The 23,741-nt window shown below is 65.0% G+C and carries 21 protein-coding genes; 10 read left to right on the top strand and 11 right to left on the bottom strand.

Annotated elements, in window-relative coordinates:
• Positions 1-161 precede the first annotated feature (161 nt).
• From carA to greA, 3 genes are all read left to right on the top strand, one after another.
• A complete protein-coding gene (gene carA / locus QGV55_RS00785) occupies positions 162-1,349 on the top strand; it encodes a glutamine-hydrolyzing carbamoyl-phosphate synthase small subunit (RefSeq protein ID WP_281018787.1) in 1,188 nt (395 codons plus the stop codon).
• On the top strand, positions 1,342-4,590 hold the full coding sequence (gene carB, locus QGV55_RS00780) for a carbamoyl-phosphate synthase large subunit (protein ID WP_281018788.1): 3,249 nt from the start codon (positions 1,342-1,344) through the stop codon (positions 4,588-4,590). Before carA ends, carB begins: the two co-directional genes overlap by 8 nt.
• A 75-nt stretch (positions 4,591-4,665) precedes the next feature.
• A complete protein-coding gene (greA, locus tag QGV55_RS00775; protein ID WP_281018789.1) occupies positions 4,666-5,139 on the top strand; it encodes a transcription elongation factor GreA in 474 nt (157 codons plus the stop codon).
• Positions 5,140-5,257: 118 nt separating this feature from the next.
• Here greA and QGV55_RS00770 read toward each other — a convergent pair whose 3' ends face one another.
• Positions 5,258-6,415, bottom strand: coding sequence for a DUF2336 domain-containing protein (locus QGV55_RS00770; protein WP_281018790.1), 1,158 nt, complete (start codon positions 6,413-6,415; stop codon positions 5,258-5,260).
• Positions 6,416-6,498: 83 nt separating this feature from the next.
• On the opposite strand from QGV55_RS00770, the gene QGV55_RS00765 reads away from it, so the two are divergent.
• Positions 6,499-6,867 (top strand): TraR/DksA family transcriptional regulator, encoded by a 369-nt coding sequence (locus QGV55_RS00765; RefSeq protein WP_281018791.1) that lies wholly within the window; start codon positions 6,499-6,501, stop codon positions 6,865-6,867.
• Positions 6,868-6,870: 3 nt separating this feature from the next.
• Complete coding sequence (locus tag QGV55_RS00760) at positions 6,871-7,734, top strand: DMT family transporter (RefSeq protein WP_281018792.1); 864 nt, start codon at positions 6,871-6,873, stop codon at positions 7,732-7,734.
• 12 nt (positions 7,735-7,746) lie between these two features.
• On the opposite strand, the gene QGV55_RS00755 is transcribed toward QGV55_RS00760, so the two are convergent.
• The 4 genes from QGV55_RS00755 to QGV55_RS00740 are packed head-to-tail and all read right to left on the bottom strand — an operon-like array spanning position 7,747 to position 11,723.
• Positions 7,747-9,132: a cystathionine beta-synthase gene (locus QGV55_RS00755; protein WP_281018793.1), complete on the bottom strand. Its 1,386-nt coding sequence runs from the start codon at positions 9,130-9,132 to the stop codon at positions 7,747-7,749.
• 37 nt (positions 9,133-9,169) lie between these two features.
• Positions 9,170-10,174, bottom strand: a complete 1,005-nt coding sequence (locus tag QGV55_RS00750; RefSeq protein ID WP_281018794.1) for a threonine/serine dehydratase — start codon at positions 10,172-10,174, stop codon at positions 9,170-9,172.
• On the bottom strand, positions 10,155-11,033 hold the full coding sequence (locus tag QGV55_RS00745; RefSeq protein ID WP_281018795.1) for an alpha/beta hydrolase: 879 nt from the start codon (positions 11,031-11,033) through the stop codon (positions 10,155-10,157). Before QGV55_RS00745 ends, QGV55_RS00750 begins: the two co-directional genes overlap by 20 nt.
• Positions 11,034-11,723, bottom strand: a complete 690-nt coding sequence (locus QGV55_RS00740) for a haloacid dehalogenase type II (RefSeq protein WP_281018796.1) — start codon at positions 11,721-11,723, stop codon at positions 11,034-11,036. It lies immediately after the preceding gene.
• Between the two features lie 178 nt (positions 11,724-11,901).
• On the opposite strand from QGV55_RS00740, the gene QGV55_RS00735 reads away from it, so the two are divergent.
• Together QGV55_RS00735 and QGV55_RS00730 are read left to right on the top strand one after the other, a co-directional pair.
• Positions 11,902-12,945 carry an amino acid ABC transporter substrate-binding protein gene (locus QGV55_RS00735; protein WP_281018797.1) on the top strand — a complete coding sequence of 348 codons (1,044 nt, stop codon included), beginning with the start codon at positions 11,902-11,904 and terminating at the stop codon, positions 12,943-12,945.
• 43 nt (positions 12,946-12,988) lie between these two features.
• Entirely contained in the window at positions 12,989-14,956 is a 1,968-nt protein-coding gene (locus QGV55_RS00730) for an ATP-binding protein (RefSeq protein ID WP_281018798.1), read from the top strand.
• A gap of 51 nt (positions 14,957-15,007) precedes the next feature.
• Here the strand turns inward: QGV55_RS00730 and QGV55_RS00725 are convergent, their stop codons facing one another.
• Positions 15,008-17,071 carry a lytic transglycosylase domain-containing protein gene (locus QGV55_RS00725; protein ID WP_281018799.1) on the bottom strand — a complete coding sequence of 688 codons (2,064 nt, stop codon included), beginning with the start codon at positions 17,069-17,071 and terminating at the stop codon, positions 15,008-15,010.
• Between the two features lie 146 nt (positions 17,072-17,217).
• On the opposite strand from QGV55_RS00725, the gene dapA reads away from it, so the two are divergent.
• Complete coding sequence (gene dapA, locus QGV55_RS00720) at positions 17,218-18,093, top strand: 4-hydroxy-tetrahydrodipicolinate synthase (protein WP_281018800.1); 876 nt, start codon at positions 17,218-17,220, stop codon at positions 18,091-18,093.
• A 77-nt stretch (positions 18,094-18,170) separates the two neighbouring features.
• Positions 18,171-18,623, top strand: coding sequence for an SsrA-binding protein SmpB (gene smpB / locus QGV55_RS00715; RefSeq protein ID WP_281018801.1), 453 nt, complete (start codon positions 18,171-18,173; stop codon positions 18,621-18,623).
• 19 nt (positions 18,624-18,642) lie between these two features.
• Here smpB and QGV55_RS00710 read toward each other — a convergent pair whose 3' ends face one another.
• The 4 genes from QGV55_RS00710 to QGV55_RS00695 are packed head-to-tail and all read right to left on the bottom strand — an operon-like array spanning position 18,643 to position 21,776.
• Positions 18,643-19,578, bottom strand: a complete 936-nt coding sequence (locus QGV55_RS00710; RefSeq protein ID WP_281018802.1) for an AEC family transporter — start codon at positions 19,576-19,578, stop codon at positions 18,643-18,645.
• Positions 19,575-20,471, bottom strand: coding sequence for a hypothetical protein (locus QGV55_RS00705; protein WP_281018803.1), 897 nt, complete (start codon positions 20,469-20,471; stop codon positions 19,575-19,577). Before QGV55_RS00705 ends, QGV55_RS00710 begins: the two co-directional genes overlap by 4 nt.
• Positions 20,468-20,905 carry a thioesterase family protein gene (locus QGV55_RS00700; RefSeq protein ID WP_281018804.1) on the bottom strand — a complete coding sequence of 146 codons (438 nt, stop codon included), beginning with the start codon at positions 20,903-20,905 and terminating at the stop codon, positions 20,468-20,470. The genes QGV55_RS00705 and QGV55_RS00700 overlap by 4 nt, the downstream gene beginning before the upstream one ends.
• A 40-nt stretch (positions 20,906-20,945) precedes the next feature.
• The gene (locus tag QGV55_RS00695; RefSeq protein ID WP_281018805.1) at positions 20,946-21,776 is read right to left on the bottom strand and encodes an SDR family oxidoreductase; all 831 of its coding nucleotides are present in this window, start codon (positions 21,774-21,776) and stop codon (positions 20,946-20,948) included.
• 73 nt (positions 21,777-21,849) lie between these two features.
• On the opposite strand from QGV55_RS00695, the gene QGV55_RS00690 reads away from it, so the two are divergent.
• Positions 21,850-22,362: a hypothetical protein gene (locus tag QGV55_RS00690; protein WP_281018806.1), complete on the top strand. Its 513-nt coding sequence runs from the start codon at positions 21,850-21,852 to the stop codon at positions 22,360-22,362.
• Here the strand turns inward: QGV55_RS00690 and hmgA are convergent, their stop codons facing one another.
• Complete coding sequence (gene hmgA, locus QGV55_RS00685; RefSeq protein ID WP_281018807.1) at positions 22,363-23,718, bottom strand: homogentisate 1,2-dioxygenase; 1,356 nt, start codon at positions 23,716-23,718, stop codon at positions 22,363-22,365.
• Between the last annotated feature and the right edge of the window lie 23 nt (positions 23,719-23,741).

The raw sequence follows: 23,741 nt of genomic DNA, 5'->3' as shown, positions 1-23,741 counted from the left end.
TTTCTCAATTTTCTCCAACATATTGATATTGCTACATTATTCACTTCGGGCTGCGACTTGACCCAACCCATTGAAATCACTATCGTCCGGCAACTTTGCGCTGGCGTCACCGCCAGGTGCCCGCCCTTGAAGCTGCCCCCTAGACTCCAGGTCCACGACCAATGACCGAACAGATGACGACAGCCGCGCCGACGCCCACCCCGGGCGACGGCCCATTGGCCACGGGCGCGCTCGCGCTCGCCGATGGCACCGTGCTCTATGGAGCCGGTATCGGTGCGCTGGGAACCACGGTGGGGGAGGTCTGTTTCAACACCTCCATCACCGGTTACCAGGAGATCCTGACCGATCCGTCCTATGCCGGTCAGATCATCAACTTCACCTTCCCCCACATCGGCAACGTCGGCACCAATGACGAGGATATCGAGACCTCGACGACAGCCGCGCGGGGTCTGATCATCCGCATGGACATCACGGAGCCGTCGAACTGGCGCGCCACCCGGCACCTGGATGCCTGGCTGAAGGCGCGCAACCTGATCGGCATTGCCGGGATCGACACCCGCGCCCTGACCCGCCGCATCCGTGACGGCGGCGCGCCCTCCGGCGTGCTGGCCCATGCCACCGACGGGCAGTTCGACACCGCCGCCCTGGTGGCGGAGGCGAAGGCCTGGCCGGGGCTGGAGGGGATGGACCTGGCGAAGGACGTCACCTGCGAGACCACCCATCACTGGACCGAGGGCACCTGGACCCTGGGCGAAGGCCACGCGAAGGCAGGCAAGCCGAAGCGTCGGGTCGTCGCCATCGACTATGGCTGCAAGCGCAACATCCTGCGCTGTCTGGTCAGTGCCGGCTGCGAGGTGATCGTGGTGCCCGCGAACGCCACGGCGGCGGAAGTGCTGAGCCACGATCCGGACGGCATCTTCCTGTCCAACGGGCCGGGCGATCCGGCAGCGACCGGTGTCTATGCGGTGCCGGTCATCCGCGAGCTGGTCGACAGCGGCAAGCCGATCTTCGGCATCTGCCTGGGCCACCAGATGCTGTCCATCGCACTGGGCTGCCGTACCGCGAAGATGAACCGCGGCCATCGCGGCGCCAACCAGCCGGTCAAGGACCTGACCACGGGCAAGGTGGAGATCACCAGCCAGAACCACGGCTTCGTCACCATGCGCGACAGCCTGCCGAAGGGCGTCGTGGAGACCCACACATCGCTGTTCGACGGCGTGCTGGAGGGGATCCGCATGGAGGGTCGCCCCGTCTTCTCCGTCCAGTACCACCCGGAAGCCAGCCCGGGACCACGGGACGCTCACTATCTGTTCAAACGTTTCACGGACCTGATCGACGCCAATGCCTAAACGCACCGACATACGATCCATCATGATCATCGGGGCGGGGCCGATCGTCATCGGCCAGGCCTGCGAATTCGACTATTCCGGTACCCAGGCCTGCAAGGCACTGCGGGAGGAGGGCTACCGGATCATCCTGGTGAACTCCAACCCCGCCACCATCATGACGGACCCGGAATTCGCCGACGCCACCTATGTGGAGCCGGTGACACCTGAAGTGGTCGCCAAGATCATCGAGAAGGAGCGCCCCGACGCCCTGCTGCCCACCATGGGCGGGCAGACGGCGCTGAACACGGCGCTGGCGCTGGCCGACGACGGCACGCTGGATCGACTGGGTGTCGAGCTGATCGGCGCCAGGCAGGAAGCCATCTCCATGGCGGAGGACCGGGACCTGTTCCGCGCCGCCATGACCCGCATCGGCCTCGCCATGCCGAAGAGCGCCGTGGTCGAGACCCTGGCCGAAGCGCGTGACGTGATGGCGGAGATCGGCCTGCCCGCCGTCATCCGCCCGTCCTTCACCATGGGCGGCACCGGCGGCGGCATCGCCTACAACCGCGACGAGTTCGAGCAGATCGTGGCCAGCGGCCTGGACGCCTCCCCCACCACGCAGGTGCTGGTCGAGGAATCGGTGCTGGGCTGGAAGGAATTCGAGATGGAGGTGGTCCGCGATCATGCGGACAACTGCATCATCATCTGCTCCATCGAGAATGTGGACCCGATGGGCATCCACACCGGCGACTCCATTACCATCGCGCCCGCGCTGACCCTGACCGACAAGGAATACCAGATCATGCGCGACGCCTCGATTGCGGTGTTGCGGGAGATCGGCGTGGATACCGGCGGGTCGAACGTGCAGTTCGCGGTCAACCCCGACGACGGACGGCTGGTGGTGATCGAGATGAACCCCCGCGTCTCGCGGTCGTCGGCACTGGCGTCGAAGGCGACGGGCTTCCCCATCGCCAAGGTCGCGGCGAAGCTGGCGGTCGGCTACACGCTGGACGAGCTGGACAATGACATCACCCGCGTGACCCCGGCGAGCTTCGAGCCGACCATCGACTATGTGGTCACCAAGATCCCGCGCTTCACGTTCGAGAAGTTTCCCGGTGCCGAGCCGTACCTGACCACCTCCATGAAATCGGTGGGCGAGGCGATGGCGGTGGGCCGGAACTTCCACGAGAGCCTGCAGAAGGCACTCCGGTCGATGGAGACCGGTCTCGACGGCCTGGACGACCAGCTGGTCGAGGGCGACGACGAGGATGCGCTGATCGCCGCGCTGGGCCGCCCGACCCCGGACCGCCTGCTGATGACGGCGGAGGCGCTGCGTTTCGGCATCGAGAAGGAACGCATCGTCCGCATTACCCGCTATGACCCGTGGTTCGTCGACCGGCTGGACGAGATCGTGACAGCCGAGGAGCGGGTGCGCGAACAGGGCCTGCCGACCACGCCCTGGGGCTGGCTGCAACTGAAGAAGATGGGTTTCGGCGATGCCCGCATCGCGAAACTGGCCCGGACTTCCGAGTCGCGTGTGGCAGCGGCCCGCCGCATGGCCGGTGTGACGCCGGTCTACAAGCGCATCGACACCTGCGCCGCCGAGTTCGAATCGGCCACGCCCTACATGTATTCGACCTATGAGGGCTTCCCCTCCCCCAGCGGTGAACTGGTCGGCGGAGAATGCGAGTCCAAGCCGACGGACCGGCGCAAGGTGATCATCCTGGGGGGTGGTCCGAACCGCATCGGCCAGGGCATCGAGTTCGACTACTGCTGTGTCCATGCCTGCTTCGCGCTGAAGGAAGCCGGTTACGAAACCATCATGATCAACTGCAATCCGGAGACGGTCTCGACGGATTACGACACCTCCGACCGGCTGTATTTCGAGCCGCTGACCATCGAGACGGTGCTGGAGATCGTGCGGACGGAAGAACAGTCCGGCGAAGTCGTCGGTGTCATCGTGCAGTTCGGCGGCCAGACCCCGCTGCGCCTGGCGCAGGGGCTGCTGGATGCCGGAGTCACCATCCTCGGCACCTCCGTCGATGCCATCGACCTGGCGGAGGACCGCGACCGCTTCCAGGACCTGCTGCAGCGCCTCGACCTGCGCCAGCCGCCCAACGGCATCGCCCGCAGCAATGAGGAGGCGAAGGCCGTGGCGGAGAGGCTGGGCTTCCCCGTGCTGCTGCGTCCGTCCTATGTGCTGGGTGGCCGCGCCATGGAGATCGTGCACGACATGCCCGGTCTGGAGCGCTACGTGCGGGAGGCCGTGCGGGTCTCCGGCACCAGCCCGGTGCTGGTCGATTCCTACCTGGGCAATGCCTCCGAGGTGGATGTCGATGTGCTGTGCGACGGGACGGAGACCTTCGTCGCCGGCATCATGGAACATATCGAGGAAGCGGGCGTGCATTCCGGCGATTCGGCCTGTTCCCTGCCGCCCTACTCACTCAGCGATGCGACGATCGCGGAGATCCGCCGCCAGTCCGATATTCTGGCGCGCGAGCTCAATGTCGTCGGCCTGATGAACGTCCAGTTCGCGGTTCAGGACGGGGTCGTCTACATCCTGGAGGTCAATCCGCGCGCCTCCCGCACGGTTCCCTTCGTCGCCAAGACCATCGGCAAGCCCATCGCCAAGATCGCCGCACGGCTGATGGCGGGCGAGAAGCTCGCCGATTTCGAGCTGCCGAAGGACGCGCTGGACTTCGACTACATCGCCATCAAGGAAGCGGTCTTCCCGTTTGCCCGCTTCCCCGGCGTCGATGTCATCCTGGGGCCGGAGATGCGCTCCACCGGTGAGGTCATGGGCCTGGCCCAGGACTTCGAGATGGCGTTCCTGAAGTCACAGCTCGGCAGTGGCACACGCCTGCCGGAAAGCGGCACGATCTTCGTTTCCGTCCGTGACAGCGACAAGGCGATGTTCGCGGAACTGGGCCGGGATCTGGTCGGCATGGGTTTCTCCCTGGTCGGTACCCACGGAACCGCGCGGTTCCTGACCGACCACGGCGCCGCCTGCAAGCCGATCAACAAGGTGCTGGAGGGCCGCCCCCACATCGTTGATGCGATCAAGAACCATCAGGTGCAGATGGTCATCAACACCACCGACGGTGAGCAGGCGATCCGCGACTCCTTCTCGCTGCGCCGGACGGCGCTGCAGGAACGCGTGCCCTATTACACGACAGCCGCCGGTGCCCGTGCCGCTGTTCAGGCATTGAAGGCGCTGAAGACCGGTCGTCTTGAAGTCGCGCCCTTGCAGTCCTACTATTGAACCTTCGAATGCGCCGGTTGCTGCATGACAGCGACCGGCGCCTGTGTATCTCCCGGGTCCAGAGAAGGTATCGGCGTGGAACGTGTCCCAATGACGCTGAAAGGCCAGCAGCGCCTTGAAGCGGAACTGAAGAATCTGAAGTCGGTGGAACGCCCGGCCGTGATCCAGGCCATTGCCGAGGCGCGTGCGCACGGCGATCTGTCCGAAAACGCGGAATATCATGCCGCGAAGGAGAAGCAGGGCTTCATCGAGTCCCGCATCATGGAACTCGAGAGCGCGCTCAGCCGGGCGGAGGTGATCGACACCACCAAGATGTCCGGCGATACGGTCCGCTTCGGTGCCACGGTCGGCCTGGCCGACGTGGATACGGACGAGGAGAGCGAGTATCAGATCGTCGGCGTCGATGAAGCGGATATCGACAGCGGCCTGATCTCCATCACCAGCCCCATCGCGCGCGCCCTGATCGGCAAGTCGGAAGGTGACTCCGTCGACGTGCAGACACCGCGCGGCGAGAAATCCTACGAGATCATCGGGGTGAAGTGGGTCTGAGGGCGCTGCGACGCGGCTCGGCACAACCGTCTGTGACTTCGGCTGAAAAGCCCCGGACGTCTGTCTGAGCAGTCAGCCGGACGACCCGCAAGGGGATGTGGCGGCGGGAACGGGACGGTCAGGCGCGGGCGCGCGAGGCGCCGCCGGACCCGTCGGCGCGTCGCCGCAGTCGCGCCAGGACCTCTTCCAGACCTGTCGGGCTGATGTTGCTGTATTCATCGCTGATGCGGGAAATGATCCGATGAATGAAGGTCGGTTCGTCCATGCCTTCCCGCCGTTTCCGCGCCGCGGCAATCTCGTCACGGGAAACCCGGAAGGCGTGGAACATCAGTGAATCCAGACCTGATGCCTCGTAGAGGCGGCGGAAACCATCCAGACCGGCCCCATCCATGGCCCCCTTCACCCGCTGTTCCGGCCAGCCGCTGAGAGCCGTCATGCCGGCAATGAAGAACTGGTGGTCGCCCCCTGCCAGCACGCGCAGCATCAGGCTGGTGGACAGGCGGCCCTGCGCCTTCATGCGGGCCGCGAGTTCCTGCACTTCGGCAATGTCGTCGGAATTCCTGATGACCGACGCGACGGAGCGCTCCATGCCGTGCACGAAGATGTCCTCTGCCAGGATCGGCGGCAGGTCGCTGCGTTTCACCAGCGCATCCATCATCATGTCGGAGACGGTGCGGATGCACTGCTCGCTGACCACCAGGGAGACCAGCCGCTCCGCGGTCTTCAGCGGCAATCCGGGACGGGCGGCAACCGCGCCCATGACATGGGTGGATTCCTGAAACCGGTCGATGGCCCGGTCCAGGGCACCTGCCTGCAGGTCCGCGCCCGTGTTGCGGACAAGGGTCCCGACCGCCTGCTCCGTCCCGACGGAGACGATACGCTCCGAGACCACCGCGCTGACCGACTCCCGACCGGCGACGGCCACCTGATAGTCTTCGCCGCGCTCCAGTTGCTCCAGCAGCACGGCATCGTCCAGCAGTGACGACAGCCGCACGATGGGCAGGGCCACCGCATCAACGTCCGCGATCAGCCGTTCGATCATCGGTCGGGGCAGCATGGGTGATTCGGCAATATGTTCAGCCAGGGACTGGCGCACCGCCACGACGGAGTCCGCGACAAGCTGATCGACCAGTTCCAGTGCCACCCGCAGTTCCCGGGGCGAAAGCCCGGAACTTTTCATCAGGCGACCAACCTGCGCCGCCACCGTGGTCTTGTTGTCGGCGGACAGGGCACCGATGAGTCGCTGGACTTCCGAAACGTCTATCTGTGCGGTCATTACTTCGCTCCCAATGACACCTGACGATAGGCGGGGAGGCTTAATGCGGGATTAATGTGACGGGCGACGGCACAGCCTGATATATGCTGGCGATCCGAGATCAGGAGCGTGGCGTGCCGGATAATATCGAGGTACTGAGGGCGGCATTGCTGCAACGGCGGGACAGCCTGACAGGGCTGAGTGCCCTGTCGGCCAGTTCCCGCGATGCTGTCGAACTCGACCAGTCGCGCGTGGGCCGGCTTTCGCGCATGGACGCGCTGCAGCAGCAGGAGATGGCAAAGGCCTCGGAAAACCAGCGGACCCAGCAGGTCGCCCGCATCGATGCCGCACTTGCCCGCATCGCGAGCGGGGATTTCGGATATTGCGTCGACTGCGGGGAGGAGATCGCGGCGAAGCGCCTGGCCGTTGACCCCGCGACCCCGCTGTGTATCGACTGCGCCTCGGGTCGGTGAACCATGGATGATCACGTCAAGGGCCTGCTGATAACAGCGGGCGGTGTTCTGGCGATTACGCCGGATGCGCTGCTGATCAAGATGTCCGGCATGGCCGCGCCTTCGCTGTTCTTCTGGCGCGGAATGCTGGTGGCACTGATGATGACGCTGCCGTTCGTCTTCATCTGGCGCGGTCAGTTCATCGCCAACTGGCGCGCCATCGGCTGGCCCGGCATCGGCGTCGCCTGCTGCTACGCGATCAGTACCGGCTGCTTCGTTGCCGCGAACACCATGACCGTTGCCGCCAACGTCCTCGTCATCGTGGCCACGGCCCCGCTGTTCTCCTCCATCTTCTCCACCCTGCTGTTGCGGGAACCGACACCGCCACGCACATGGATCGCCTCCATCGTCGCCCTGGCCGGTGTCGCCCTTGTCGGCGCGGACGAGATCAGCCGCGACGCCGGTCTGGGGGAACTGCTGGCCCTCGGCTGTGCCGCCTTCGTGTCCCTGTCCTTCGTCATCATCCGCAAGGCCAAGTCGGTCAGCATGATCCCCGGCACGGCGCTCGGGGCCTTCATCATGGGGCTGGTCGGCTGTTTCTGGTTCGACGTGCCCGCCGGTGAGACCGAGTGGATGGCGGTGCTGGTCAGCGGTCTGTTCTTCATTCCGCTGGCCTATCTCGGCCTGACTGTCGGCCCCCGCTACATCTCCGCGCCGGAGGTGGGCCTGTTCCTGCTGCTGGAGACGGTGGTCGGCCCGATCTGGGTCTGGCTGATACTGGCCGAGACCCCCAACCAGTGGGGCCTGATCGGCGGCGCGCTGATCCTCAGCGCCCTGCTGGGCAATACGATCCTCGGCCTGCGCAACCGCTCCAGACGCTCCGCCTGAGGGGCCGGCGGGTCAGCCCTCGACCGCCTCCGCCATGTGGCGGCGCATGTTGTTGATCATGTCGACCTTGGTGATCAGCCCGAAGAACGTGCTGTCGCTGGCCACAATCGCCACCTTGTCGGCCCGCAGGATCGGCATCAGCTGCTCCAGCGGGGCATCGGGCGAGATGGTTTCCAGCCGGGTGACCATGAATTCGGAGACCGGACTCTGGAAGTTCTCCTCGTGACCGTGCACGGCCAGCAACAGGTCACTCTCGTCGATGATGCCGACAATGGCCCCGTCGGAGAGCACCGGCAGCTGCGAGATGTCGAACATGCGCAGGCGTGAATAGGTCGTCAGCAGGGTGTCGTCCGGGGAGACACTGACCACATCGCCCTCGTCAGCACGGCGAATGATCAGGTCGCGCAGATCGCCGTGCTTCTCCCGTTTCACCAGCCCCTGATCGACCAGCCAGGCCCTGTTGTAGGCCTTGCTGAGGTACTTGTTGCCGGTGTCGCAGACCAGGGTCACGACCCGTTTCGGTTCCGTCTGCTCCCGGCAGTAGCGCAGGGCCGCGGCGAGCAGTGTGCCGGTGGAGGAACCGCCCAGGATCCCTTCCTTCGACAGCAGCAGCTGGATCGCTTCGAACGCCTCCGTGTCCGAGACCGTGATACCGCGGCTGATGACGCTCAGATCACAGTTGGGGGGGATGAAGTCCTCCCCGATCCCCTCCACCAGCCAGGACCCGACCTCATTGGGGACATTGCCGGTATTCGCCGCCTCCGCCACGACAGAGCCCTCAGGGTCGGCAACCACCATCTCCGTTTTCGGCGAGTTTGCCCGCATGAAGCGGCCGATACCGGTGATCGTGCCGCCGGAGCCCACGCCACAGAACACCGCATCCACGTCGCCGTCCATCTGCGCCAGGATCTCCGGCCCGGTCCCGGTCTCATGCGCCTCCGGGTTGGCGGGATTGGAGAACTGATCGACCCAGAATGCCCCCGGAATCTCCCGCTGCAGCCGCTCCGCAATGTCCTGGTAGTACTCCGGATGGCCCTTGCCGACGTCGGAACGGGTCAGCCGCACCTCGACCCCCAGCGCCTTCAGGTGCTGGATCTTGTCCAGGCTCATCTTGTCGGGGATGACCAGGATCAGGCGATAGCCCTTCAGTGCCGCGACAAGCGCCAGGCCCAGGCCGGTATTGCCCGCCGTCGCCTCGATCAGGGTGCCGCCCGGCTTCAGCCGCCCGTCCCGTTCGGCGGCCTCGATCATCGACAGGCCGATGCGATCCTTGATCGAGCCACCGGGATTCTGGCTCTCCAGCTTGGCGAACAGCCGACAGGGCCCGGTATCCAGATTGGTAAGTTCGACCATCGGCGTGTTGCCGATCAGTTGCAGCACGGACGTGGGTACAGGCATGACAATCTCCCCCGGATTTCGGGGCAGCATAGCTCTCTCAGGATGCCGGCGCGAGGGTATCGGCAAAAAGGGCCGGATCGACGTTGCCGCCCGACGCCACCACCACGACTGTCCGGCCCGCGACCGGCAGCTTGCCCGACAGGACCGCCGCCAGAGCGACGCAGCCCCCGGGCTCGATGACGACCTTCAGTTCGGCGAAGGCGTCTGCCATTGCCTGCCGGACTTCCCCGTCGCTGACCGTGAGACCACCGGAGAGTGTCCGCTGATTGACAGGAAACGTCAGTTCTCCCGGCTGTGGCGTCATGATCGCGTCACAGATGCTGGCCGGCGTGGCCGTGTTGGCGACCCGGGTTCCGGATTGCAGGGAACGCGCCGTATCGTCATATCCCTCCGGCTCCACTGCGAACAGCGCCAGATCGGGAAAGGCCGCCTTCATGGCTGTGGAGAAACCGGCCATCAGGCCACCCCCGCCTGTCGGCGCCAGCGCCAGATCCGGCACGGCGTCCAGTTCCGCACACTGCTGTGCGCATTCCAGGCCCGACGTGCCCTGCCCGGCCATGATCAGCGGATCGTCATAAGGCTTCACCAGCGTCAGCCCCTGCTCCGCCGCGATCTGTCTGCCGATGGCCTCCCGGCTTTCGCCATGCCGGTCATAGAGCACGATTGCGGCACCATATTCAGCCGTGTTGCGCTGCTTCATGGCCGGGGCATCGCGCGGCATGATGATGGTCGCCGGGACGCCGAACATCTGCGCCGCGCGGGCGACACCCTGGGCGTGATTGCCGGATGAATAGGCGAGAATCCCGCGGGCGCGCACCTCCGGATCCATGGCGGCCAGCCGGTTGTAGGCACCGCGGAACTTGAACGACCCGGTGTGCTGCAGGCATTCCGCCTTCACCAGCAGCCGACCACCGATCCTGTCGTTCAGCCGGGCGGATTCCAGCAGGGGCGTGCGGCGGACGATGCCATCGATGCGTGCCGCCGCGGCCTGTATGTCGGACAGCGCAAATTCGGTAACGGGTTCAGTGGTGGCCAGTGTCATCGCAGCGCTCCAGAAACGCGAGAATTCGAGGCAGGCAGGCAGGTTCGGTCATGGAGGGGGCATGACCGCGGTTTTCCAGCGTGACCAGTTCCAGATCAGGTTTCTCGCGCTGCATGCGGGCGACGGTCTCGGCCTTCAGCACATCCGAGAGCGCCCCGTGAACCAGAAGTGCCGGCAGATGGGCCAGACCCCGGAACAGCGCCCAAAGGTCCGGCAGGGCACCCGACTTCGCCTGCTCGGCCAGGGCATCGCGCAGCTTCAGGTCATAGTCCAGCTTCCAGTTGTTCGCGACCGGGTCATGGGTATAGGTCCCCTCCGCATTGGTCAGCCAGTCCTCCTCCGACCAGTCGGGAAACGCGGCCCCATAGGTCTGGCGCATGGCTTCCGCCGCCTTCGCCAGCGTGGCGTGGCGCTGATCGACACCCACGTAGTCGAGGATCCGTGTCTGTCCGTCGGCCGATATGTCCGGTCCGACATCATTGATCACCAGTCCGGCCAGCGCCGCCGGAATGGCCACGGTCAGCGCCATCGCCAGCAGTCCGCCGAGCGAGGTTCCGATGACGATGACCCGGTGAATGTCCTCCACCGCCAGCAGGTGCATGACATCACTGATGTAGCTGCCGGGCGCATAGGTGCGGTAGTCGGCATGGGCGGACTGCCCCCGCCCGCGATAGTCGGGACAGAGCACCAGCCGGTCCTGCCCCAGCCGCGTTGCCAGCTTGTTGAAGTCCTTGGAATTCCGCGTCAGTCCCGCAAGGCACAGCACGGGTGTCCCGTCGAGCGCGCGGTCACCATATCGCCGGTAGTGAATGCGGGTCCCGTCCTGGGCCGAGAAGTGATGCGTGCTGAAATCCGACACTCAGACAGCTCCTACGATGCGCGCGAGACCGGACAGATCGCTGATCTGCATGTCCGGCCGGGACGGTATCCGTTCCTCCGCCTGTCCGAAGCGATTGACCCAGACGACGTTGAACCCGAAGGCCTTTGCGGCATGGGCATCCCATGCATTCGATGACTGGAAACTCATCTCCGACCGCTTCAGCCCGAAGGTTTCCTCCGGCAATCCATAGACCGACGGATGGGGCTTGAACACACCCACCGCCTCCACCGTCAGCACCGCATCCAGCAGATCACCGATCCCCGCGTTGCTGACTGCCGCATCCAGCATGTCCGGGGACCCGTTCGAGAGGATGGCCGTGCGAATCCCGGCGGCCTTCAGGTCGCGCAGCATCTGCGGCACCTCCGGATAGGCATCCAGCCTGAGGTAGAGATCGGCCAGCTCATCGCGCAGCGCATCATCCCGGATCGACAGCGATGCCATCGCGTAGTCCAGCGCATCCAGGGTCACCTGCCAGAAGGTTGCATGATGCCCCATCAGGCCGCGCAGCCAGGTGTACTGCAGCTGCTTGGCACGCCAGGTCTCCGCCAGCGGCTGCCACTTGTCGCCCAGACTGTCGGCGCAATGCCTGGCGGCTGCATTCACGTCGAACAGCGTGCCATAGGCATCGAAGACGCAGGCGCGTATTCCCGGCAAATGCTTCTCGGTCATTCGAAATCTCCATGACGCAGGCCAATCCGGCCTGGTGCGGCGTCAATGTAGTGCAATCGGCCCCGGGGCTGAAACCGGTCAGGCATTTCCATTCAATGCCTGTTCGGGCAATCATATTTTAACCAACCGTGGGGAATGATGCGATCCCGCCCCGAATGCCGCCGCCCGGGAGAAGTTCATGATACGCCGCCTCCACTGCCAGAACAGCGTGGTCTTCGCCCTGGTGATCGGCCTGTGCCTTGCCGTCCTGCCGCACAGACCCTCCGATGCCGGCCCCGTGCTTGAACGCATCCAGGTGGATGGTGTGGTTCGGTGTGGCGTCACGGCCAGCGGCGTCGGCCTCTCCGAGGTTGGCGTTTCAGGCAAGTGGGAAGGCTTCTTCGTCGATTTCTGCCGCGCACTGGCTTCCGCTGTTCTGGACGACCCGGAGGCATTCGAACCGGTTGAGGTCGATGACATCGTACGGTTTCAGGCACTGGCCAATGGGGCGTTCGATGTCCTGATGGCCAATACCACGTGGACGATCGGGCGCGACACGGCGCTGGGTATCACCTTCGCCGATGTGCTGCTGTATGACGGACAGGGATTTCTCGCGCACCGGTCCCTGGGTGCAACCTCGCTGGCCGAGGTCAAGAGCGGCACGGTCTGCGTGCCCGGCGGCACCACGACAGTGAAGAACCTGTCGGAGCTGACGGCCGGCCTGAATGGCCGGATCAGGGCCATCGAGTTCAATTCGTCCGAAGCGCTCTACGATGCCTTCTTCTCGCGGCGCTGTGACATCATCACCTATGACCTCTCCCCGCTGGCGTCCCTGAAGCAGACCAGGGCAAATGATTCGGACAACTTTGTCCTGTTCCCCGACATCGTCTCCAAGGAACCGCTGTCTTCGGTGATCCAGCGTGGCGACGATGAATGGTTCCACATCGTGCGCTGGGTCAGCCGCGCCCTGGTCGCCGCCGAGGAACTGGGCATCACGAGCGCCAATGTCGAGCAGATGCGCGAGAACGGTACGCCCGAAATTCGGCGGCTGCTGGGGTCCGACAGCCAGATCGGACTGGGCATGGGGCTCAGCAATGACTGGGCCTATCGCATGATCCGGGACCTCGGCAACTACGGTGAGATCTACGAACGCCACCTTGGCGAAGGCGGGCTGGGCATTCCACGGGGGCTGAACGGTCTCTGGCGTGATGGTGGCCTGCACTACGCTCCGCCGATTCGTTGAGCTATCATGCAGGAATCAGCATCTGCGGCCGGGAGGCATCGCGTTGACACGGCTTGACCGGAAGGTTTCGGTTTCGACCAAGTTCTCTGCTGCGCTTGTCCTGACCCTGATGGTCATGGTGGGGGCAGGCGGTGTCGCGCTCTATTCCCTGACGCGTCTGGCAGACGGTTACGACAGTGTCGCGACCCGGACCATCCCGAAGCTGACCAGCGCGGCGCGTCTTGACCGCATCTCGAGCTCCATTGGGGCAACCGCTTCGCGACTGGTGGCAAGCAAGTCCGACTATGTGCGCATGACGATCGCAAACCGGCTCGACGACAATATCAAGGCCCTGGACGAGGCGCTTGAGACCTTCGACCTCGGACCTCTTGCCGGCGGCATCGGAGATCGCAGCCTTGTGCTGCAGGTCAGCGAGAACCGCGACAGCATGCGCGAGAACCTTGCGGAACTGAGCCTGATCGTCGCCAGGCGGATCCGGACTGAGGAGCAGATCGAGCGCATCCTGGACCAGGCGGATCGCCTGACCGACGAGATCACGGACCGCCTGTCACAGTCCAGCGATTCCGCCTTCGGAAAAGAATGGCTGATCAACCTCGGCTGGGCGCTGGAGTCGATGGTTTCCGTGGGCAATGCCGAGAGCCGCTTCCAGATCGACCGCGCGCAGCAGAAGTATGTCACAAGCCGCCACGCCGGACTCACGGGCCTGAGCGGCAACGATTTCGGCGCAGCGGATGATTCCACGGAGGCGGGCCTGCGCGCCGCCGAACTGAAGGAGCTTGGCTGGCGGCTGTCGCGCTATCTCGGCAGCAACCATCATGTCTTCGAACTTGCCCGGGTGCGGCTGGCGCTGATGGCGCAGGAAAATGGGCTGCTTTCCCGCAACAAGCGCCTTTCAAGTCGACTGACGAGTTCGGTCTCCGACCTGTTCCACACCATGCAGGAGCGCATCGACAGCCGGAACGCGGAACTTGGCAAGCTGGAGCGGGAGAGCGAAATGACCCTGCTCTTTGCCTTTCTGGCCGGTGTTGCCCTGATCCTCGGCCTGCTCGCCTACCTGCGGCTGAGCGTGCTGAAACGCCTTTCGGAACTGCAGCGGGCAATCCTGCGTCACGTCGATGGGGACAGGGTCGAGATCCCGGTACAGGGCCAGGACGAGATCGCGGATATCGGACAGTCCCTGCGCTATCTCGTCGGCATGCTGTCGGAACGCGAGCAGAACCTGCGCAACGCGAAGCTGAATGCCGAACACCTGGCCGACAGGGCCGAGGCGGCCAACAGGGCGAAGTCGATGTTCCTGGCCAACATGAGCCACGAACTGCGCACACCGCTGAACGCCATCATCGGCTTCTCGGAAATGATCACCCTTTTCGTCAACAAGCCGGAACGGAACCAGGAGTACGCGAATTACATCAGCACCAGTGGCAGGCATCTGCTGACCGTGATCAACGAGGTGCTGGACTATTCGAAGATCGAGGCCGGCAAGATGGAACTGACGCGGGAGGATGCGCGCTTTGCCCACATCCTCCGCGAGACCCATCCGCTGATCGAGTTCCAGTTGAAGACGGCGGGCCTGACCCTGCGTCAGGACGTGCCGCAGGACCTGCTGATCAATGTCGATCCGCAGGCATTGCGCCAGATGCTGGTGAACCTGCTTTCCAATGCCATCAAGTTCTCGCCCAACGGTCGGGAGATCCTGCTGCGCGTGCGGCTGCAACCGGACGCCTGCGAGATAGCCGTCATCGACGAGGGGGTTGGAATCCCCAGCGCCCAGCTCGATGCGGTGATGATGCCGTTCCAGCAGGCGCGCAACGACTATGTCGCAACCGGTGAGACCGGGACCGGCCTGGGACTCGCCATCGTCGACAATCTGATGCGCCTGCATGGCGGAACCGTACGCATCGAAAGTCAGGAAGGTGTCGGCACAACCGTGCGGTTGCTGTTTCCCGCCGATATCGTGGTCCCGAATTCGTCGAAGCAACCAAAGCTCACTGTTGTCGCTTCACGCACCTGATCGTCCAACCAGGCGGTGGCGGGCGGCCCATGGCTGCCCCTTGCCCAACCCTCAACGCAACACGATGCGCAGACCGTCGGAGCGGATACCAAGGTCACGTGCCAGCCGCAGGTCATGACCGCCTTCCATGCGTACGCGATAGACCTGAAGCGACTCCAGCACCCGCTGGACATAGTTCCGCGTCTCCGAGAACGGAATGCGCTCCACCCAGTCGACCGGGTCGACGGTTCCGTTGCGGGGATCGCCATGTGCCTCGATCCAGCGTTTCACCCGATGCGGCCCGGCATTGTAGGCGGCAATCGCCATCGGCAGGTAACCATCGAAGTCACGGATCTGCCACGCCAGGTAGGTGCTGCCCAATCGCGCATTGTAGGCCGGATCATCCGTCAGACGGCGCGGCTGGTACGCCGCTTCCGTCTCCCGCGCGACCAGCCGCGCGGTGCCTGGCATCAGCTGCATGAGCCCGCGTGCGCCCGCATGGCTGACGGCCTTCGGGTTGAAGGCGCTTTCCTGCCGCGCGATGGCGTGGGCCAGTGCCGGTCCGACCTCCAGATCACCAGTCAGGTCCGCAGTCAGCGGCCAGGTGATGGAAGGCAGCATGACCTGATCCAGCGCCGCCAGCTTGCCCGCCAGAACCTGCAGGTCGGCACGCTCCAGCCGCTGCGCCATGTCCCCGAGCAGCAGACGGCGTTCGGCACCGGTTGCCGACTGCCCCATGTGGGTCAGGAACATGCGGGCCAGATGGTCCTGCCCGACCTCCACCAGCAGCCGCGTTATCTGCACCAGCGGCAACTGGTCGAATTCCGCGCGCGCGGCGGCGCTGATCGCAGGCTCCGCCGGCAGTTCCAGACGCCCGCCGCCAATGGCCAGCCGGCCCAGCTGCCCATAGTAGGTGCCCACATGGGTGGCGGCGCGACGGAACCATTCGGCGGCACGGGCCGGGTCCTGCAGCGCCTGGTGCGCCCGGGCAATCCAGTAGGCCCCCCGAGCGCGGCTGACCGGATAGGCAACATTGTCGAACAGGGTCTCGAAGTGGCGCAGGGCAATCCGCGGCCTGTCCAGATAGCGCAGCGCGATCCAGCCAGCCTCGAACTCGCCCTGGGCGAAGGCCGCACCGCGCTCCATTCCGTGTTCGCTGGCAATGCGCCAAGCCTTCTCGTAGGCATCATCGGCGAGCAACTCGCGGATCTGTATGCGCCGCTCGATCCACCAAAGGTCAGGACGCGCGCCATGGTCGGGACCGGAAAGCAGGATTTCCTGCGCCCCCTCATGCCGCCCCGCACGACGGCGCCAGCGGGTCCGGTCATACAGCAGTCCGGGATCGCGCTGCAGGTGCGCGGGCACTGCCGCCAATGCGCTGTCGACATTCGGACGCCTGTACATCAGGGCGAGACGCGCCCTGGCCAGCCGTTTCAGGTCGTCGGGAACCAGCGGCAACATCCTGGTCGCGGCGGCGCGGTGCTTCGACCACAGCAACCGGTCCAGGCGCGCGGCATGATCTTCGGCTGTCAGCCCGCTGCGAAAGCCGGAAAGCAGCCTGCGCTCATCAGCCAGGTCGAAATCCGCATCGCGCCAGAGGTCGCGCGCGATCTTCGTGGCGCCGGTCGGGTCCGATGACTTCTGTACCAGGGCGAGATGCAGCTTGCCCAGCCGCGTCAGCGCAGGCCGGCTGGCGAAGTGGCTGTTGATCGCCGCCGCATCCTCGGTCGCCAGCACGGCCTCTTCCAGGCGGATCGCCAGCCTGGTGTGTCCGGGCATGTCCGGCTGTTCCGCGATGAACTGCCGGATGGCATCCGGATCGTCCTGCCGTCCGTTGCGTATCCGCAGCCAGTCCAGCACCGGCACAAGCCGCCGATCCTGCACGGGCGCCAGCAGCAGCGGCACCGTTTCCCACAAATGTCGCTGTCCGGCCGCGAAGGCGGCACGGTAGGCGATGACATCCGCATTGGAGAGCTCACCACTGCGAAGCGAGTCCGCACGGAAGGGGTTGGGCGGTGGCACAGGCGTGGTCCCGGCCCGGGATGACGCCCCGGGCACAGCCAGCACCACAAGCACGGAGAGAGCGGCAAGCCCGGGCAACAGTCGGATGCGAAACACGACAGATGGCTCCATCATTCGAATCATCCGCGCTACAATAGCGATGCAAACCGCCAACCGTCTTCACAATGCGGTTGTCGCGGTGTTGCCAGTACAAATACAAATGCACTAGAAGTGCGCGGCCCGCAGACGCGCGGGTCAACGAAATCCTGGGAGCGAAAGTCATGGACATCAAGGGGTCGATACCGGCACTGATCACGCCGTTCACGAACGGCGCCGTCGATGAGAAGGCCTTTCGCGACCATTGTGACTGGCAGATCAGGGAAGGCAGTCATGGCCTGGTGCCCACCGGCACCACCGGCGAATCCCCGACACTGAGCCACGCGGAGCACCGCCGGGTGGTGGAACTGTGCATCGAGGCTGCGGCCGGTCGTGTGCCGGTCATCGCCGGCACGGGCTCCAACAATACGCTGGAGGCGGTGGCCCTGACCCGCCACGCCAAGGAAGCCGGTGCCGACGCCGCGCTGGTGGTCACGCCCTACTACAACAAGCCGAGCCAGGAAGGCATGTACCGTCACTTCGCGGAAGTGGCCGCCGTCGGCCTGCCGATCATCATCTACAATATCCCGCCCCGGTCGATCGTCGACATGACGCCGGAGACCATGGGCCGTCTGGCAGAACTGCCGGAGGTCATCGGGGTCAAGGACGCGACCGCGAAGCTGGACCGCGTCTCGCTGCAGCGCATCACCTGCGGTACCGGCTTCATCCAGCTTTCGGGCGAGGACGGGACCGCGCTGGCGCACATGGCGCATGGTGGCCGAGGCTGCATCTCGGTGACCGCCAATGTCGCGCCGAAGCTCTGCGCAGCCTTCCAGGAGGCCTGCCTGGCCGGTGACTACGCCACCGCGCTGGAATTGCAGGACCGGCTGATGCCGCTGCATGTCGCGCTGTTCCTGGAGCCCAGCCCGGCCCCGGTGAAATATGCGCTGTCGCGCGTTCGCGAGGTGTCGGACGAGGTCCGGTTGCCCGTGGTCCCCGTCGGCCAGGAAACCCGCGACCGGGTTGACGCCGCGCTGCGTCATGCCGGACTGCTGAACTGAACGGGCTCCTGCCCCGGTCCCGCTGCTGACGGGATCGCGGCGGGAACCTTCCAACACGGTACAAGGACGCCTGCCTCGTGGGACGGACAATCGCGGAAAATCGCAAGGCCCGGTACAACTACTTCATCGAGGATACGATGGAGGCCGGGATCGTCCTGACCGGAACCGAGGTCAAGGCACTGCGCCAGGGCCGCGCCAACATCGCGGAATCCTATGCGTCACCGGAGGGTGACGAACTCTGGCTGATCAACGCGCATATCCCCGAGTACAAGGCAGGGAACCGCCACAATCACGAACCGACACGCCGCCGCAAGCTGTTGCTGAAACGCAAGGAGATCGAGCGGCTCGCCGGCGCCCGCAACAAGCAGGGCATGACCCTGGTGCCGCTGAAGCTCTACTTCAATGATCGCGGGCTGGCGAAACTGTCGGTCGGTCTCGCCAAGGGCAAGAAGCTGCATGACAAGCGGGCCACGGAGAAGGACCGCGACTGGAACCGCCAGAAACAGCGTCTGATACAGGAAAAGGGTTAGGCCGGTTCCGGCGGACGGCTCAGCCGCCCATGTAGATCAGGATGCCGGAGACGCTCAGGACAGCTATCCCGGTGGTGACCAGGACAATCGTCGAGGCACGTGCGCTGGCCACGCCATACTGCGTTGCAAGCACGAAGATGTTGGCCCCTGACGGCAACCCGGCGATCAGAACGATCAGCGCCACCGTCTCGTCGGGCAGATCGAGCAGCAGGGCGCCCGCCACCCAGGCCAGCAGGGGCATCAGCGCCAGTTTCAGGACCACCGCGAAGCCGACCTCCCCCTTGCCCTCCGCGATGGGGCGGCCATAGAGCGACCCGCCAAGCGCGAACAGGGCGCACGGCCCGGCGGCACCGCCCAGCAGACTGCCGAAGCGATCCACCGGCTCCGGGATCGGAATCCGGAGGATGCCGATGACCACGCCGACCAGCATCGCGATCATGAAGGGGTTGCGCAGGAACCCCCTGAACACCTGGGCAAACAGCCTTGGTACGGAAATCGGCCCCGGGGCCGCAGCCTCCATGCAGAACATGGTCAGGGAGATGATGATCAGATTGTCTGCCACCACGATCATGCCTGCCGGCGGCCCGGCGGCGGGGCCAAGCGAAGCCAGGGCCAGCGGAATGCCCAGATAGACGATATTGCCGAACGACGATGCCCCGGCGATCACCGCGCGTTCCTGAAACGTGTTGCGGAACAGTGCCGCCCCACCGAGCAGTGCAATCAGGAAGACCGTCACCGAAGTGCCGGAGTAGGCCACGATCACCCGCCAGTCGAACAGGTCCAGGATCGGCGCCCGCGCCATGGTGAAGAACAGCATTGCCGGCAGGGCAAAGAAATAGACGAAGGTATTGAGGCCGTTCAGCGCGGCCTCCCCCATCAGGCGAAAGCGCATGGCCGCGAAACCGACCAGAACCATCGCGAACAGGGGCAGGACCGCATTGATGACAGAGGTCATGCGACGGGCTGCATCAACAGCTTCTCGGCCCTTTTCCTGTATTCATCTCCCGGCGTTGCGGGCTGCCCCGTCTGCCGGTCAAAGAACGCCAGCACATAGTCGACCACAGCAATCGGACGGTCGTTTCCCACGTCGTGAATCAGGTGCCGGAAGCTGCAGGACCGCTTGCCGAAACCGACAAGGCCGGTGTGGGCGGTCAGCAGATCGCCCATGGCCGGAACATGGAACTGGGTGACCTGCAGCGCGTTGACGCCTGATGCGAAATGCGACCCGGTCACCAGATCGCGGGTCAGACCAGCCTCGATCTGCGTCGCCCAGAGACCCCGCGTCACCACATCGAACAGGGCCCGCGGGGTCATGCGACCGGACGGGTCGCCATCACGGGTCTCCACCGTCCCGAGCCAGCTCTGCCGCATTGCCGGATCACGGGCGGGCGGGTGCGTGACTTCCGGCATGGCGCGCAAGGGCGCCACAGGTTCCGCGCCGCCCATGACCACCGGCTCGAGGAACGCACCGGTTTCGACGTCGAACCGGTCGATCCCCGTCTCGAAGCAGGTCAGCACGACATTATCGTGACTGCGCAGCAGGCGACCGCTGAGTCTTCCATGGCCATCAGCCGTTTCGGCCACCTTGCCAACGATGAAACCGGCATCCCCGGCGGCCATCTCCCGGCGATAGTCGATCCGCAGGCGGCGGGCGCCGAAGCCGACCCCCTCCGACCGGGCGTCAAAGGGATTGATGCCGGCCTGCAGCAGCCAGCCCTGACGCGCGTCGTCGATGGCGTGCGCGGTATGCTGGATGTTCACATGCACGCCAAGGCCGCGTTGCCACTGGTTGAAGGTGCCGCGCCAGAGCGATGGCAGCCCTTCCCAGCTCCCGGTGTCGTCACTCATGCCGCCAGATCCTCCGCCGTGCAGATGAAACGGCTGGCCAATGCGACCACATCGTCGGGCAGTTCCGTGCGACGACGCAGTGCCAGGTCAATCGGCGTACCAATCGATTGCGCCGTCAGCGCCAGCTTGCCATCGGTCAGACGCGTCATCCTGTGCGCCGTGATGACCCGCCCGGGCTCGAACACCAGAAAGCCGGTCTCCACGCGAAACAGGTCCCCCGCGCGCAGTTCGCGCCGATAGTTCAGTTCCATCTTCGTCGCCGCGATCCCGAGCTTTCGGTCCTGTATCGCCTGCCGGTGCAGACCGATCAGCGACATCATGTGGAAGTAACCGTCCGACAGGGCGGCATCATAGAACTGCACGTTCATGTGCCCGAAGTGATCGCACTGGTCCGCCCGCACGACACCGCGCACGGTTTCCGTCATTCCCGTCATCCGCTACCTGCCGATCCGTTTCATCCTGTGGGGCCTGCACTCAGCCGGTGGTGAGACCACCGCCGACCACCAGCGTCTGGCCCGTGATGTAATCGCTTTCGGGGATGCAGAACAGATAGACCCCGTTCGCAGCGTCCTCGGCAGTGCCGAGCCGCTGCAGCGGGATCAGACGTGTCAGATCCTCCTGCTGCTCCTCAGGAAAGCCGACCTTGTGCGCCCGGCCCTCGACCTCGATGGTCGGGTGGGCATTGCCGAACCTCTGGGTCAGGCGCGTGTCGATATAGCCGAAGGCGACCGAATTCACGGTCACCTGCAACCGCCCCCACTCCCGCGCCAGCCCGTTCGTCATGCCGACCACGGCCCCCTTGCCCGCCGCATAGGACACGGCGGCAGGCATGCCGTAGACGGCAGCCATGGAGGAGATGTTGACCACCTTCCGCACCACCCGTTGCCCCTCCGCGCTTTCCGCCCTGAACCGTTCGCGAAAATGCGGCTGGGCCGCACGCAGGATGCGGATCGGTGCGCCCGCATGGACGTCAAGCATGGCCGCGATCTGCTCATCCGTCTGGTTCTGGATCGTCGAGTTCCAGATATAGCCCGCGTTGTTGACGATGATGTCGAGGCCACCCAGTGCATCCAGCGCGCCGCCGACCAGCTCGTCGGCAAAGCCGTCTCCTGTGACCGATCCGGCAAGCCCTGCCGCCACGCCACCGGCGTCACCGATGGCCTGGATCACGTCCTGCATCGGTTCCGCATCCAGGTCATTGGCAAAGACCCGCGCCCCCTCGGACGCCAGCTTCATGGCCACCGCGCGGCCGATGCCGCGCCCCGCGCCGGTTACCAGCGCCACCTTGCCTGCCAGCTTCGTCATCTTGTCCCTCCCCGGAATAGGTCCACAGCATTCCCCATCCGGCGCGGGTACGCAATTCGGCAGCGCGCATAGCATGACTGCTGATGAACCCGGCATCGTGAATGGAGCTCAGATGATGGCCGCCCCTGCCAGCCGACGCTTCAGCCTGATCACCCTGCCGACCACACCCACACAACGATTGTGGCTGGTGATCTTCATCGATCCTGCAAGGCCTGGTCCCGGCGCAAGCCTCCGGGTCCGGCTGCTGCACCTGCTTCTGCGTCCGCTGCGGCCCGGTTACCGGCATGTCATGGCCATCAGCCCGGAAGGACCGGATCATCGCTGGCTGATGGTCAATCCGGCAAGTGACACGCTTGCGGTCGGTTGCCTCCACAGCACCAGCGTGATCAGCGAACTGAGGGCTGCCGTGGCGGCCGGACGGGCACATGTCGTGGCGGTCGATGCAAGGCAGCCCCGGACGTGGAAATTCCGGGGCCTGTTCACCTGCGTCGCCACGATCGCCCACCTGACCGGGACCGAGGCTGGCCCTTTCACCACACCCTGGCGGCTCCATCGGCGCATGACCGGGTGCGAGGCCCCCGACTGATCAGTCCTTCGTCCAGTCCCGCCGGTCGGGGTCGAAGTTACGCTCCAGCCCGCGCCAGCAATCGAAATAGCGTTCCTGCCGTGTGGGCAGGTCAGAGGCATAGCGGGTCAGATGCTGCGGCAACCGCGTCTCGAACATGAACGCCATGGTATTGCCCAGCTTCTCCGGTCCGAGTTCCTTCCACGACGCAGCGTTGAAGGCATCATGATCCGGTCCGTGCGGGATCATGCAATTGTGCAGCGACATGCCGCCGGGCACGAACCCCTCGGGCTTTGCATCATAGACGCCATGGATCAGCCCCATGAATTCCGACATGACATTCATGTGGTACCAGGGCGGGCGGAAGGTATTCTCCGCCACCAGCCAGCGCGGCGGGAAGATCACGAAATCGACGTTGGCCGTACCCGGTTCGCTGGTGGGCGAGGTCAGGACGGTGAAGATCGACGGGTCCGGATGGTCCACCAGAATCGCGCCAACGGGGGCGAAGCGATCTAGGTCGTACTTGCAGGGGGTGTAGTTGCCGTGCCAGGCGACAACGTCCAGCGGTGAGTGCTTCAGCTGGCACTGCTGGAACCGGCCGCACCATTTCACTGTCACGGTGCAATCCATGCCGTCCTTGTCTTCCCATGCGGCCACGGGCGCCAGGAAGTCACGCGGGTTGGCGAGGCCGTTGGCCCCGATCGGACCGCGTTCCGGCAGGGTCAGGGGCGCGCCGTAGTTCTCGCAGACGTAGCCGCGCGCGGTCTCGCAGTCCTCCAGCGCCACGCGGAACTTCACCCCGCGAGGGATGATCGCGATCTCGCCGGGGCGGATCGCGACGATACCCATCTCGGTATGGAACCGCAGGCCCCCCTGCTCCGGCACCACCAGGAACTCACCGTCCGCATTGTAGAAATAGTCATCCACCATCGAGCGGGTGATGCCATAGGTGTGGATCGCGTAACCCACATGGGTCCCCACGTCTCCGCCGGTCGTGATCGTGCGCATGCCGGTGACGAAGGTTGCCGCACCGTCCGGCAGCGGGGTGGCGTCCCAGCGCAGCGGGTTCAGGGGCAGGCTGCTTTCCCCCACCGTCGGGGCGGAGCGGAACAGCGGCAGATCGACATCGGCCATGGCCCCCGTATGCAGCACCGAGGGCCGGATGCGATAGAACCAGGTGCGCAGGTTGGTCGCTTTCGGTGCGGTGAAGGGCGAACCGGAAAGCTGTTCCGCGTAGAGCCCGTAGGGCGCACGCTGCGGTGAATTCTGCCCCTCCGGCAATGCGCCCGGCAGAGCCTCCGTCGCGAATTCATTGCCGAACCCGGACATGTAGCCCGTCCCGGTACCCTTGCCTGCCTCTGCCGTATGCTCCGTCATGCCGATGCCCGATCCAGTTCTGG

The organism is Minwuia sp. IMCC3009 (assembly GCF_029909415.1).
In the GTDB taxonomy this organism is placed as follows: Bacteria; Pseudomonadota; Alphaproteobacteria; order Minwuiales; family Minwuiaceae; genus Minwuia.
This window is presented reverse-complemented; position numbering and strand designations above follow the sequence as displayed.